Origin of the sequence: Neisseria sp. HMSC058F07 (assembly GCF_001810035.1) — a bacterium.
Classification (GTDB): Bacteria; Pseudomonadota; Gammaproteobacteria; order Burkholderiales; family Neisseriaceae; genus Neisseria; species Neisseria perflava.
In genome coordinates this window covers 213935-226972 of record NZ_KV799663.1, presented here as the reverse complement: position 1 = coordinate 226972, position 13038 = coordinate 213935, and the positions used below count along the sequence as shown (strand labels likewise).

Here is a 13038-nt window from a genome sequence, read left to right as displayed (position 1 = left end):
CACTCCTAAATGATACAGGGAAGTCAAATCATGCGCTTATTTAAAAGCACGAAAGATACCAAAACAGGCAAGGCTTCTAGTGGATTGAACAACCGCTCTGCCATCGGTGTCGATATCAGCCAACATGCCATTAAGATGGTACAACTGACAGGCCGTAGTTTAAACCAAATTCAGCTGGAAAAATACGTTATTACCAAATTGCCTAAAAATATTGTCAAAGGCAACAAAATTCAAGACTACGATCAGCTTGCTACTTACATCCAACATACTTACACACAATTACGCAGTTCTTGCAAAAATATTGTTGCGGCCGTGCCACAAAATTTGGCGACAGTCGAGCAAATTATTTACAACCCGCGTGATACCGATTTGGACTTGGAAGAGTTTGTCGAAGCGGAAGTCGGCCAATTTGCGCCTATTGAAGAAATGAACTACGACTTTCAAGCCGAAGAAGTCGGTTCAGGCCAGCATGTTTTAGCTGTTGCCGCCAAAAAAGACGATGTCGAGCCACGCATTGAAATGTTTGAGAATGCGGGCTTGCCTTTGTCCGCTTTGGATTTAGACTTGCTGGCGCAACGCAATGCCTTTGTTCATTGGATGAATACGCATGCTCCCGAAATGGCAGATGAAAAAGTTGCCGTGTTTGGCATTCATGCGACGCAAATGTATGCCCTGATCCTGCAAAACGGCCGTATCCTCTACAAACAAGAAACGCCGGTCAGTACAGAGCAGCTCAATCAGCTGATTCAGCGTACTTATCAGGTAACTGAAGAAAAAGCCGCACAAATGATGGCTTCCCAAAACAAGCCTTCCGACTACCAGTCTCAGATTGCCGACCGTTTTAATGTGCAGGTTGCGCAGGAGGTTCAGCGTGTTTTGCAATTTTACTATACCACGCAGGCCACTGATTCTTTCTCCAATATCAAACACATCCTGCTGACCGGCTTTACCGCGCAGCAGGCAGGTTTGGCGGAAAGCATTTTCTCGCAAACCAATACGGCAACAGAATATCTGCATCCGATTTCATATGTGGAACGCAGTGCAAAAGTAGAATTGCCGCAGTTTCAAATTGATGCGCCGTCACTGACTTTGGCGTTCGGATTGGCATTAAGGGGGCTTTGAGAACATGATCGAATTAACCAGAATCAACCTTCTTCCGTATCGGGAAGAGATTAAACAGCGCAAGCAGCAGCAATTCAAAGTATTGATGCTTGGCGCTTTTGCAGTGGGTTTGGGCTTGGCGGCCGCTACCTATCTCGGTATTGACAGCGCCATCAGTAATCAAGAAGGGCGCAACAACTTCCTGCAAACCGAAATCGACAGACTTGATAGAGAATTGGGCGAAATCGATAAACTTCAGCAAGAAAAAGAAGCCTTCTTGGCCAAGAAACTGAAAGTGGAAGAGTTACAGGAAAAACGCTATCAAGCGGCCTATATCCTTGATTCTTTGAATGCGCTTACACCCGATAATACTTATTTGACTGCGTTGGAAGCGGAAAGCTCGACCAGCTATAAAATCAGCGGCCATGCCGTCAGCGACAATAAAATCGCCGTTATGATGCGCTCCCTGCCAAGTACAGGTATTTTCTTGCAGCCTGAATTGTTGAGCATTAAAAAAGTAGATAACTACCAAGAATTTACTTTGAAATCTTCAATCAACCAAGTGAATACGCCGGCTCCTGCACCGACTGCCCAAAGCAGCGGTGAAATGGCCGAACCTGTGGCAGAACCTGCTCCGGAGGCTCAATAATGGCATCTAAAAACCTGAAACAATTGGACGTACAAAACCTGTACCTGCTCAATATGCCTTCAAAACTTTTGCTGGCGGGTTTATTGATTGTCGGTGTGTTGGCTTTGGGCTATGTCGGCGTATTTAAAGATCAGATTGAGACCCTGAATACGCAGGAAGCTAAAGAGGAAGAGCTGAAGGAAACCTTTACGCGTAAAAGCATTCAGGCGGCAAGCTTGAATAATCTGAAGGCTGAATTGGCTTCGATCCGCTCTGCATTTGATGTTTTGTTGAAACAACTGCCGACCGACGCGGAAATTCCGAACCTGATTCAAGAGCTTCATCAGGCAGGTTCAACCAACGGGTTGCGTTTGGATAGCGTTGCACCGCTCCAACCTGAAAACGATGGTCCGATTCAAAAACTGCCGTATCAGATTTCCATCACAGGCAAATACTCACAGATCAGTCAATTTACCCGTGATGTAGGCGATTTGTCGCGCATTATTACTTTAGATTCTTTAAAACTCGTGAATGCAGGCGAGGACAAAGAAGGCAAAGGCAATAAAGGCGAGTTGACATTGAGCGCGATTGCGACGACTTATAAAGCACGTCCGGCCGAAGAGATTGCTGCCGAATTGGCTGCGCAACAGGCACAAGAAGAAGGCAAACCTGCCGAGAATGAGCAAAAATAAAAGAATAGGGAAATCATGAAAAAAATCATCTTACTCTTAAGTCTTCTTCCCTTGGCAGCCTGTACGCAAAGCTATGAAGATTTGACTCAATGGATGACGCAAACCCGTCAGGAAGCAAAATCCAAGATTATTCCGTTTGAAGAGCCGACGGTTACATTGCCTAAGCCGTATAACCCGCCGAACTTTAAAGGCATGAATGCGTTTGATTCACGCCGTTTGGACACTGCCCCTAAAGGCGGCAATGCGCCGGATGTGAACCGTCCGAAAGAAACATTGGAAGCCTTCAGTTTGGAAAATATGGCCTTTGTCGGAACGCTGCAAAGCGGCGGCAAAGTTTCCGGATTTATCAAGGTCAACGACCATGTTTATACCGTTTATCCCGGAAACTACATCGGTCAGAATTACGGCAGAATCCAAAGTATTACCGAAGATAAAATTATCTTGACCGAGCAAGTTGAAGACAGCTACGGCAACTGGGTGTACCGGAAGGCCGAATTGCCATTGAACAGTAAAGAGGCGGATTCTTCCAATAGCTCAGATAGTTCGAATTCAAATTAATTTAGGGGTCTCACTCGATTATGAAAACCAAGCACATGACAAAATTATTTGCCGGCTTCAGCGTTGCCCTCGCTGTTCAGACGGCCTTTGCAGGCAATATTACCGATATCAACGTTTCCACTTTGCCTGACAACCAAAAAATTATCAAAATCCGTTTCGACAAAGACGTCACTACACCTCATGGTTTTGTAACATCTACTCCGGCGCGTATCGCATTGGATTTTGCCAACACCAATATCCGTTTGCCTCAGCCTGTTTTGGAATATGCCGACCCATTGCTGAATCAAATTACTGCGGCACAAAACAATGACCGCGCACGCGTGGTTTTGGGTTTGAACAAAATCAGCCAATACAATACTGAGATTCGCGGCAACGAAGTTTGGGTGTTTGTAAACGAATCTACTGACCAAACCAATGCAGCCGTTGCAAATGAACGTGCGGCTACGCCGTCTACCGCGCGCGCTGCTCAGACTTATCAAGCCGTTTCAGCAGCCAATATTGATTTCCGCAAAGGCGCACGCAATTCCGGCATTATTGAATTGTCCGCCCCAGGTTTCAGCGGACAGCCGGACATTAAACAGCAGCGCGACCGCGTGGTTGTTACCTTGAAAAACCATACGCTGCCGACACAAGCGCAACGCAGTTTGGATGTGGCTGACTTCAATACGCCTGTACAAAACGTTACGCTCAAACGTATCGGCAATTCTACCCAGCTCATTATCCGCAACAGTAATGCGAATTGGGACATTAATACCAAAGCCTCTTCCGGCCGTTTTGTATTTGAAGTATCGCCTAAAGCCGCCAATACCGAATCCGGCGGCTTGAACCAAAATGCAAACAAATCGTTTAAAGGCCGTAAAATTTCCTTGGACTTCCAAGATGTAGAAGTCCGTACCATTTTGCAGATTTTGGCGAAAGAGTCCGGCGTGAATATTGTTGCCAGCGATACCGTCAAAGGCACCATGACCCTGTCCTTGAAAGATGTGCCTTGGGATCAGGCTTTAGACTTGGTCATGCAGGCGCGCAATTTGGATATGCGCCGTCAAGGCAACATCATCAATATCGCACCTCGCGATGAATTGTTGGCAAAAGACAAAGCCTTCTTGCAGGCGGAAAAAGAGATTGCCGAATTGGGCCCGCTGTATTCTCAAACCTTCCAGTTGAAATACAAAAACGTGGAAGAATTCCGCAAAATTCTGCGTTTGGAAGAATACGACAGCAATAATTCCAATACCCGCAACACTCTGTTGAGCAACCGAGGCAGCGCCTTAATCGATCCGGCCACCAATACGCTGATCGTGACCGACAACCGCGGCGTGATTGAGAAATTCCGCAAACTGATTGATGAATTGGACGTTCCAACCCGTCAAGTGATGGTGGAAGCGCGCATTGTGGAAGCAGAAGATACCTTCTTCCGCAACTTGGGCGTTAAATTCGGTTCCGGTGGTGCAAGTGGCCGTAACGCATGGGGTAGCAACTGGAGCAATGCACAAACCAACTACAATACCAATGCCTCATTTAACCGTGGCGACGTAGGCTACCGCACATGGACTTTGGATCCGAACGTCAGTCTGCCGACCGCAGCCGCAGTCAACAGCATTGCGCTGGTGCGTGCGTTCTCATCCGGTGCATTGGGTTTGGAAATCAGCGCGTCTGAAGAACAAGGTAAGAGCAAAACCATTTCCAATCCGCGCGTGCTGACACAAGACCGCAAAGAAGCCAAAATTGAATCCGGTACGGAAATTCCTTATCAAGAGGCTTCTTCCAGTGGTGCGACTTCGATTACCTTCAAGAAAGCCGTTTTGGGCTTGACCGTAACGCCGAATATTACGCCTGACGGTCAAATCATCATGACTGTGAAGATTAATCGCGATACCCCGATCGACTGTACCGTGGATTCTCTGACAACCAAGTGTATCAACACCAAACACTTGAATACCCAAGCCATGGTTGAAGATGGCGGTACGCTGATTGTCGGCGGTATTTATGAGGAAGAAAGCACCAATGCAGTGAACAAAGTCCCTGTTTTGGGCGATATTCCTGTTGTCGGCAATCTGTTCAAATCACGCGGCAAACGTGAAAACCGCCGTGAGCTGTTGATCTTCATCACGCCGCGCATTATGGATAATGTGGGTAACAATCTGCGTTATTGATTTTAGAATGACAAACAGGCATATCTGCAAAGGTATGCCTGTTTTCGTTTTCAGACGGCCTGAGATGAAAAGGCCGTCTGAAAAACGACGAACTTTTCCACGAAACCACCATATCGTATAAAATGACCCACATGGAAAAAATCAACGGCAATTTAATCTTAATCGGGCTGATGGGCGCGGGCAAAACCACTTTGGGCAAGCAGCTTGCCCAAATGTTTGAATGCCCGTTTTACGACAGCGACTACGAAATCTGCGCTTCTTCGGGCGTATCCATTCCGACCATTTTTGAGATGGAAGGGGAGGAAGGCTTCCGCAACCGTGAAACCAATATGCTGAAGAAGCTCGCTTCCCGGCGCAACATCGTTTTATCGACCGGTGGCGGCTCCGTATTACGCAGTGAAAACAGACAGATTTTGTGCCAAAACGGCACGGTTGTTTATTTGCATGCCAGCCCCGAAACCTTGCTGGAGCGTACCCGTTACGACAGCAACCGGCCGCTGTTGCAAGTTGCCAATCCTTTGGGCAAACTGCAAGAGCTGTATGACCAACGCGATATGCTGTACCGTCAAACCGCCCATCTCGTCATCGAATCCGACAGCTGTCACAAAACGCTCAAACGCCTGATACAGGCTTTAGGCGAATAAATACGCTTTGCAAAGGAATACTATGCGCACACTGACTGTCCAAACCCCGTCCCATCAATACCCCATCTTTATCGGGCATAAGCTGATTGAGCAGGCCGATATGCTGCTTCAGCCCTATCTAGGTAAAAAAGCAGCCATTATTACCAACGAAACCGTTGCGCCGCTTTATCTCAAACAGCTTCAGACGGCCTTAGACAGACTGGGCGTGCCGCATTTCAGCATTATCCTTCCCGACGGCGAAGAATATAAAAACTGGCAGACGCTCAACCTGATTTACGATGGCCTGATGCAAAACCGTGCCGAACGCAAAACCACTTTAATCGCTTTGGGCGGCGGCGTGATAGGCGATATGGTCGGTTTTGCCGCGGCGACTTATCAGCGTGGCGCACCTTTTATCCAAGTACCGACCACATTGCTCAGCCAGGTCGATTCCTCGGTCGGCGGTAAAACCGCCATCAACCATCCGCTCGGTAAAAACATGATTGGCGCGTTTTACCAGCCGCAAGCCGTTTTGGCCGATTTGACCGCCTTGCAAACGCTGCCGCAACGCGAACTTTCCGCAGGCATGGCCGAAGTCATCAAATACGGCGCATTGGGCGATGCCGAATTTTTTGCCTGGTTGGAAGAAAATATGGCCGACCTGATGGCGCAACATCAAGAAAAAATGGCGGAAGCCGTTTACCATTGCTGCAAAATGAAGGCCGATATTGTTGCCCAAGACGAAACCGAGCAGGGCATCCGCGCATGGCTTAATCTCGGCCACACTTTCGGCCATGCCATCGAAGCCGAAATGGGCTACGGCGTATGGCTGCACGGAGAAGCCGTTGCCGCCGGTTGCGTCCTCGCTTCCCGTTTGTCGCAAATCTTGGGCAAAACCCGACAGGCCGACACCGACCGCATTGCCGCTTTAATGGAAGCCGCTTCCCTCCCGTCTGCGCCGCCCGTTTTCTCCTTTGAAAAATGGATTGAACACATGAGCCACGACAAAAAAGTCAGCAGCGGCATCATGCGTTTTGTCGGTTTGGAATACTTGGGCAAAGCCAATATTACCGAAATTACCGATATGGAAATCCTCCGCCAAACCTTGCAACCGTATTTGTGAGGAATGAAGTAGGTTTGCTTCAAAATATAAAAAGGCCGTCTGAAAGTCATTTTCAGACGGCCTTTGGTTTTAAAACGTTTTCATTTATCGGATTAAAGCTAGATAAACCAATTTGGGCGGGTCAATTATTTAAAGCATCTTTTTATCCAACTCGGCAATAATCAACAAGCCGCTGTCAAAGCGTCGGCTGTCGGCCAGTTTCAGACGGCCTTGATGGCGTTTGACAATGGTGTCTGCGATGGACAGGCCAAGTCCGGTGCCTTGTTGTTCGGTGCCGAGAATACGGTAGAAAGGGTCGATAACGCGTTGGCGTTCGCTTGGGGGAATGCCGGGGCCGTTGTCTTCCACCCAGATGTTGAGGTATTCGGCGGTTTCGTCAAAGCCCAAATCGATGCGGCCGCCTTTGGGAGTATAGCGGATGGCGTTGTCGGTAAAGGTTTTGATGAGGGTGTAGATTTCGGTGTCATCGGCGTGGATTTGGCAGTCGTTTTCGACGGCGACGCCGATGTCTTGACCTTTGGCCAGCGCCAGCGGCATGAGTTCCTGCAAGACGCGGCGGAACTGGTTTTGCAGGCTGATCAGGGTTTTGGGGCGTTGGGTTTCGGGCGCTTGGGCGCGTGCGAGGGAGAGGAGTTGCTCGAGCAGGTGGCGGTTGCGCTGTATGCTTTGTTGCAACAGGGCGGACTGCTCGCGCGCTTCGGCGGACAGCTGCATATTGTTGAGCCTCTCTGCCTGAAGGGAAAGGGCGGTCATGGGGCTGCGCAATTCGTGTGCGGCATCGGCGATAAAGCGTTGCTGTTGGCGGACGTTTTCATCGGTACGTTGCAACAGGTTGTTGATGGCGACGACAAAGCCTTGGATTTCGCTGGGAATGTCTTGCGTGTCCATAGGCGAGAGGTCGTTGATTTGGCGCAGCTCCAAATCGTTGGACAGGGTTTTGACGGAACGCATGGTGCGGTGGGTAATCCAGACGGTGAGCAGGATAATCAGGGGCAGGGCGAGGAGCATGGGGAGGATGCTCTGCACGGCAGCCATTTCGGCCAGCTCTTCGCGGTAGTCGCTTTCCTGCATGACGGCAATGCGGCCTTGTTTGGTGGTGCGGGTATAAACGCGGTAGTAATCGTCGTCGTCATCAGACTGAATGGTGTGCAGGCCGTCTGAAATCTTCTCAGGCAGGCTGACAATGGGGTTGGGCGTATTGGGAAATTGAACGGAAATCTTGTTGTCGTTGTCGAGTGAGTGATTCTCGTCATCGGCATCGCTCGGGTCGAGATAGTTCGCGACTTGGCGCAACAGATCGTCTTGAACCTCTTGGGTCTCGTGATAAGTATCGTAATATGAAAATATGCCTGCAAGAATGGAGAGGGGCAGGAGCATACAGATCAGGGCGAGGCTGATCCGGACTTGCAGGGATTGTTTGATAGTGTGGATAAGGCGTTGCATGGTTTGTGTGTTGATATTGTTTTGGTTTTTCAGACGGCCTGGTTGTTTTGTGCAACCAGCCAGCCGACCCCGCGGACGTTTTGAATCGCTTCTTTGCCGAGTTTTTTGCGTAAGGCGTGAATCAGGAAGTCAACGGCGTTGCTTTCGACTTCTTCGCCCCAGCCGTAGATTTTGTCTTCCAAATCGCTGCGCGACAGAATCATGCCCGGACGCAGCAGCAGGGCTTGGAGGACGGCAAATTCTTTGTTGCTGAGCATGATGGCCTGTTCCTGCCCGACCACTTCTGCCTGATGGGTGGAAGGGTTGAGCATGATGATGCCGTTGGTTAGTAGCGTTTGCGCCTGTCCGCCGTGTCGGCGCAATACGGCGCGCATACGGGCTTGCAGCTCCGCCATGTCGAAGGGTTTGACGATGTAGTCGTCTGCGCCGCCGTCTAGGCCGTTGAGGCGGCTGTGCAAATCATCGCGCGCGGTCACGATTAAGACGGGAACGGTACAGCCGCCGTTGCGGATTTGCGCCAATACGTCCAAACCGTCTTTGCCGGGCAAACCCAAATCCAAAAGCAGCAAATCGTATGCCTGCGCCGCCACTGCTGCGGCAACTTCCGAACCGCGGCTGACCCAATCGACAGCGTAGCCGGTGTCTTTCAGGTTGGCACTGACGGCTTGGGCAATCATGGCATCGTCTTCAACCAATAATACGCGCATGGAAGTTCTCCGTGAGGATGGGTGGACAGTGATTATAACCGCACTCAATTAGTAAAAATTTAGGAGCTGTCTAAAAACTGATTTTTTGCAAAAGATGAGGCCGTCTGAAATTTCGTTTTTCAGACGGCCTGTATGCTTCAATCCCGATTATTTAGGGTTTTTCTCAATCAAGGCAACCAATTGGTCGATATAGCCTTGAACAAATCCGCGCGCGGATTCGATGAGCTGGCCGTTGTCGTCAAACAGGGTAGGCGAGTTGCCGAGAAACACTTCCGGTTGGCCGGTCAATGGCATATCGAAATACGAAAGGGCAAGGCGCAGATTTTTTTGCGCGCTATAACCGCCCATTTTACCGACAGAATGGCTGATGATGCCGGCCGGTGTTTTTTTCCAGGCAACATCGGCATTGGGTTTGGAGCCGATGTCGATGGCGTTTTTCAGGCAGGCGGGGACGGTACGGTTGTTTTCGGAAGTCACGAACAATACGCCGGCAGAGGCTTTGATGGTTTCACGGAACTCGGTATAGCTGGATGGAGTGGGGAAGTCGGTAACGGCAGGATCGTCGTAGTCGAAGTTGTATAAAGGCAAATGGCCGATTTCGACGATTTGCGCTTCGTAGCCTTCGGGGAACATGGGAATGACGTTTTGTGCGACTTTTCGTGCGAACGAGCCTTTACGCAGGCTGCCGACCAAGATGCTGACTTTCTTTGACATGTTTTTCTCCTGTTTAATAATAAAAATGAAAACAATTCTAAATTTTAGTGTTATCTGGGGAAGCGGTCAAGGTTTCAGACGGCCTGTCAAAATGGTTTATGCTAAAATAACGGTTTCGCTGATATTTCAAATTATTATGCACGCTTCTGATTCGCAAGAGGGTGAAACGGCACACGAATACTACGCCGACGATACCGACTTTCCTGCTAAAACCATTGTCGCCACCTTATTCATCGGCGCATTTTTCGGCTATCTCAACGACACGCTGTTGAATGTCGCGCTTACGCCGATTATGAAGGATTTTGGTGTCGATAAGACCACGGTTCAATGGCTGACAACGGGCTTTTTGCTGGTCATGGGGGCATTTACGCCGATTACGGCAGGCGTGATTCAATGGTTTGAAACGCGCAAAATGGTGCTGTTTACGCAGGCAACGTTTTTAGCAGGATCGCTGATTTGCGTGTTTGCACCGACGTTTGGCGTATTGGTGGTCGGTCGGATGGTGCAGGCAGTGTCTGCCGCGTTTTTTGTCCCGCTTCTGTTTAACGGTGTGTTGTCGATTTTCCCTCCCAACAGGCGCGGAACGGCGATGGGTGTGATTACCATGATGTTTACCGCCGCGCCTGCAATGGGGCCGACGCTGTCGGGCATCATCATCGACCATACGCATTGGCGCGTGCTGTTCGGTTTTACCGCGCCGTTTATGTTGGCGGCGATGGTGCTGGCGGGCAAATATTTAACGGTCAATTTGAGCAACATCAGCCGTCCGAAAATTGATATGTTGTCGGCTGTGCTGTCGATTGTGGGCTTCGGCGGGTTGGTTTATGCGAGCAGTAATTTTGCCCATATGCCGCTGCTGGAATTTATCCTGCTCTTTGCTGCTTCCGTTGTACTGGTGGGGTGGTTTGCGCGCCGGCAGTTCCGTTTGGCTACGCCGTTGTTGAACCTTCGTGCGTTTGAATACAAACAGTTCAGATATTGCGTTGTGATTTTGGCCGGTGCGATATTCCTGTTTTTGGGCTTGGAACTGATGGTGCCGATGTACACGCAGCAAGTGTTGATGCTGACCGGTACGGCAACTGGCCTGATCCTGATGCCTGCCAGTATTGCCCAAGCGGTTGCCGCGCCTTTGTTCGGCAAATTGTTGGACAAAAAGGGCGGACGCTTTGTCGTTTTGCCGGCAACAGTGATGCTGGTGGTGTCGTTGGCGGTATTGTGGCTGTTTTTGCGGATTGATACGCAAGTGGTGATGTTGACGGCGATGTTTACGCTGTTGGCGCTTTCCGTGTCTGCTTGTGTAACCGGCGAAACCCATGGTCTGAACGCGTTGCCGAAAATGCTCAATCCGCACGGTGCGGCGATTCTGACCACCATCAACCCGATTGCCGGTGCCATCGGCGCGGCGTTTTTTGTTGGTGCGACCAATATCGGCGAGAAACTTTCCAGCGCAGATATGCCGCAACAGGCAATGCTGGACGGTATCCATTTGGCGATGGGTTGCGCTTTGGTTGTCGGTGTTGTGGTCGTCATGTTTGCTTTACGTTTGAAAGCGCATCAGAAATAAAGAAAAAGGCCGTCTGAAACGTTCAGACGGCCTAAGCACCTCGTAAGAATTTATAAGATTTTGTAACACAATGAAGTTAAAATGTATTTTATCAATCGGCCTGATGATGGCGGTTTGTCCGTCATGGGCTTTGGATTTCGGGCGTATTCCTGAAAATGAGATTTCTGTTTATGTGCAGGAATTGGACAGCGGCAACGTGATTGCCGAACACCGTGCCAATGAATTGCGCAATCCTGCTTCGACCATGAAGCTGGTAACGGCGTTTACCGCGTTTCGTATGTTGGGCGGTGATTATCGTTGGAAAACTGAGTTTAAAACCAACGGCCCAATCAAAGGCGATACGTTGAAAGGCAATGTGTATTGGGTGGGGAGCGGCGATCCTGTGTTTGACCAGCATGATCTGGTGCAAATGCAGCAACAGATGCGCGATAAGGGCATACGCCATATTGACGGACATCTGATACTCGACCGCAGCCTGTGGGGCGATGTGAAGAATCCGGATGATTTTGCTTCCGATTCTGCCGAAAGCTTTATGACGCCGCCCGATCCTAATATGTTGGGGTATAAAACCGTTGAACTGCGTGCTGAAAAAGAAGAAGACGGAAGCTTGGTCATCCGTACCAATCCGCCGCTTCCGAATCTGAACATTCAAAACAAATTGACACTTGAGAATAAAGAAGGGAAGTGCAGTGTTTTAAAAAACCACATGAAGACTTCCTATAAAAACAATACGCTGACCGTATCGGGCAAGCTGCCGGAAAGCTGCTTGGGCAAAGAGCTGTATCTGAATATGTATAGCATGAAAGAATTTGTCGGCAAAAGTTTTGTCAACCAATGGCGCCAACAAGACGGCACGATTTCAGACGGCCTGACGACAGGTGCTGCGCCTCATGACGCGCATGTGTTGGCGAGTCATCAATCCAAACCGCTTGCCGATATCCTCACCGATATGAACAAGCATTCCAATAATCTGATTGCCCGTTCGGTTTTCCTTAAATTTGCCGGACATATATCTGATTACAAGCAGGCGCAGGCCAAGGCCGCGTCTATCGTAAAAAGTGAGCTGGCGGTTGCCGGTATCAATACGGAAGGGCTGGTGTTGGAAAACGGCTCAGGCCTGTCCCGCGTAGAACGGCTCAATGCGCGAATGATGGCGCAAATGTTGGAAAAAGCCTACTTCAGCCCGTTTAAAAACGAGTTTATCAGTACGCTGCCGATTGCCGGTAAAGACGGCACGCTTAAAACACGCTTGAAACAGCCCGGTGAAAACCTGCGCCTCAAAACCGGTACACTCAAAGATGTCCGCGCACTGGCTGGGTATTGGTTGGGCGAAAAGCCGTTGTTGGTTGTCGTCATTATCAACAGCCAAAAGTCAACCGATTATTTACGCGACTTGGATAAGCTGGTGTCTAAAATTGTTCAGCCCGGTGGCGAACATTGGATTGATGCTAAGGCTTCCTGCATGATTAGGTATCAGGCTTGATAAGCTAAAAAAGGCCGTCTGAAAATGTATTGACGTTTTCAGACGGCCTTTGTGTAAGAAGGACAAGTATTTATGTCTATTTTGAAGGATAATTTAGGGATTTAATGGATAAGCGTTTGGTGTAAATCCGCTTGAGATAGATGGTTTTATCTTCGGTATTTAAGACGTATGTTTTAAGTTTTATTCCCACCTTCTCTTGTCTAAATAATCGGACTTTTTACGAAAAGGCATAAGGTACAGACGAAAAAA

The 13038-nt window shown here is 49.2% G+C and carries 12 protein-coding genes; 9 read left to right on the top strand and 3 right to left on the bottom strand.

Annotated features, from left to right (window positions below; genetic code table 11):
- Positions 1-30: 30 nt before the first annotated feature.
- The 7 genes from pilM (at position 31) to aroB (ending at position 6878) form a co-directional block, all read left to right on the top strand.
- Entirely contained in the window at positions 31-1122 is a 1092-nt protein-coding gene (gene pilM / locus HMPREF2696_RS01330) for a type IV pilus assembly protein PilM (RefSeq protein WP_049336959.1), read from the top strand.
- Positions 1123-1126: 4 nt separating this feature from the next.
- Positions 1127-1750: a PilN domain-containing protein gene (locus HMPREF2696_RS01325; RefSeq protein WP_049336960.1), complete on the top strand. Its 624-nt coding sequence runs from the start codon at positions 1127-1129 to the stop codon at positions 1748-1750.
- Entirely contained in the window at positions 1750-2421 is a 672-nt protein-coding gene (locus HMPREF2696_RS01320) for a type IV pilus inner membrane component PilO (protein ID WP_049336961.1), read from the top strand. Before HMPREF2696_RS01325 ends, HMPREF2696_RS01320 begins: the two co-directional genes overlap by 1 nt.
- A 15-nt stretch (positions 2422-2436) precedes the next feature.
- Positions 2437-2979 carry a pilus assembly protein PilP gene (locus tag HMPREF2696_RS01315; RefSeq protein WP_049336962.1) on the top strand — a complete coding sequence of 181 codons (543 nt, stop codon included), beginning with the start codon at positions 2437-2439 and terminating at the stop codon, positions 2977-2979.
- A 20-nt stretch (positions 2980-2999) separates the two neighbouring features.
- Complete coding sequence (pilQ, locus tag HMPREF2696_RS01310) at positions 3000-5132, top strand: type IV pilus secretin PilQ (RefSeq protein WP_049336963.1); 2133 nt, start codon at positions 3000-3002, stop codon at positions 5130-5132.
- A gap of 122 nt (positions 5133-5254) precedes the next feature.
- Positions 5255-5776, top strand: a complete 522-nt coding sequence (locus tag HMPREF2696_RS01305) for a shikimate kinase (protein WP_083296575.1) — start codon at positions 5255-5257, stop codon at positions 5774-5776.
- 22 nt (positions 5777-5798) lie between these two features.
- On the top strand, positions 5799-6878 hold the full coding sequence (gene aroB, locus HMPREF2696_RS01300) for a 3-dehydroquinate synthase (protein WP_070503951.1): 1080 nt from the start codon (positions 5799-5801) through the stop codon (positions 6876-6878).
- Positions 6879-7007: 129 nt separating this feature from the next.
- Here the strand turns inward: aroB and HMPREF2696_RS01295 are convergent, their stop codons facing one another.
- From HMPREF2696_RS01295 to HMPREF2696_RS01285, 3 genes are all read right to left on the bottom strand, one after another.
- Positions 7008-8321, bottom strand: a complete 1314-nt coding sequence (locus HMPREF2696_RS01295; RefSeq protein WP_049344271.1) for a sensor histidine kinase — start codon at positions 8319-8321, stop codon at positions 7008-7010.
- A 29-nt stretch (positions 8322-8350) separates the two neighbouring features.
- Complete coding sequence (locus tag HMPREF2696_RS01290; RefSeq protein ID WP_049344268.1) at positions 8351-9028, bottom strand: response regulator; 678 nt, start codon at positions 9026-9028, stop codon at positions 8351-8353.
- 147 nt (positions 9029-9175) lie between these two features.
- Entirely contained in the window at positions 9176-9742 is a 567-nt protein-coding gene (locus HMPREF2696_RS01285) for an NADPH-dependent FMN reductase (protein WP_070587528.1), read from the bottom strand.
- A gap of 136 nt (positions 9743-9878) precedes the next feature.
- Between HMPREF2696_RS01285 and HMPREF2696_RS01280 the strand changes: the two genes are divergently transcribed.
- Complete coding sequence (locus HMPREF2696_RS01280) at positions 9879-11306, top strand: MFS transporter (protein WP_049336971.1); 1428 nt, start codon at positions 9879-9881, stop codon at positions 11304-11306.
- Positions 11307-11376: 70 nt separating this feature from the next.
- Entirely contained in the window at positions 11377-12789 is a 1413-nt protein-coding gene (dacB, locus tag HMPREF2696_RS01275; RefSeq protein WP_049336968.1) for a D-alanyl-D-alanine carboxypeptidase/D-alanyl-D-alanine endopeptidase, read from the top strand.
- Positions 12790-13038 lie beyond the last annotated feature (249 nt).

What these genes read in the sequence shown, in the direction of transcription:
- pilM (WP_049336959.1), top strand. Translation starts at nt 31, where the DNA reads ATGCGCTTATTTAAAAGCACGAAAGATACCAAAACAGGCAAGGCTTCT.
- HMPREF2696_RS01325 (WP_049336960.1), top strand. Translation starts at nt 1,127, where the DNA reads ATGATCGAATTAACCAGAATCAACCTTCTTCCGTATCGGGAAGAGATT.
- HMPREF2696_RS01320 (WP_049336961.1), top strand. Translation starts at nt 1,750, where the DNA reads ATGGCATCTAAAAACCTGAAACAATTGGACGTACAAAACCTGTACCTG.
- HMPREF2696_RS01315 (WP_049336962.1), top strand. Translation starts at nt 2,437, where the DNA reads ATGAAAAAAATCATCTTACTCTTAAGTCTTCTTCCCTTGGCAGCCTGT.
- pilQ (WP_049336963.1), top strand. Translation starts at nt 3,000, where the DNA reads ATGAAAACCAAGCACATGACAAAATTATTTGCCGGCTTCAGCGTTGCC.
- HMPREF2696_RS01305 (WP_083296575.1), top strand. Translation starts at nt 5,255, where the DNA reads ATGACCCACATGGAAAAAATCAACGGCAATTTAATCTTAATCGGGCTG.
- aroB (WP_070503951.1), top strand. Translation starts at nt 5,799, where the DNA reads ATGCGCACACTGACTGTCCAAACCCCGTCCCATCAATACCCCATCTTT.
- HMPREF2696_RS01295 (WP_049344271.1), bottom strand. Translation starts at nt 8,321, where the DNA reads ATGCAACGCCTTATCCACACTATCAAACAATCCCTGCAAGTCCGGATC.
- HMPREF2696_RS01290 (WP_049344268.1), bottom strand. Translation starts at nt 9,028, where the DNA reads ATGCGCGTATTATTGGTTGAAGACGATGCCATGATTGCCCAAGCCGTC.
- HMPREF2696_RS01285 (WP_070587528.1), bottom strand. Translation starts at nt 9,742, where the DNA reads ATGTCAAAGAAAGTCAGCATCTTGGTCGGCAGCCTGCGTAAAGGCTCG.
- HMPREF2696_RS01280 (WP_049336971.1), top strand. Translation starts at nt 9,879, where the DNA reads ATGCACGCTTCTGATTCGCAAGAGGGTGAAACGGCACACGAATACTAC.
- dacB (WP_049336968.1), top strand. Translation starts at nt 11,377, where the DNA reads ATGAAGTTAAAATGTATTTTATCAATCGGCCTGATGATGGCGGTTTGT.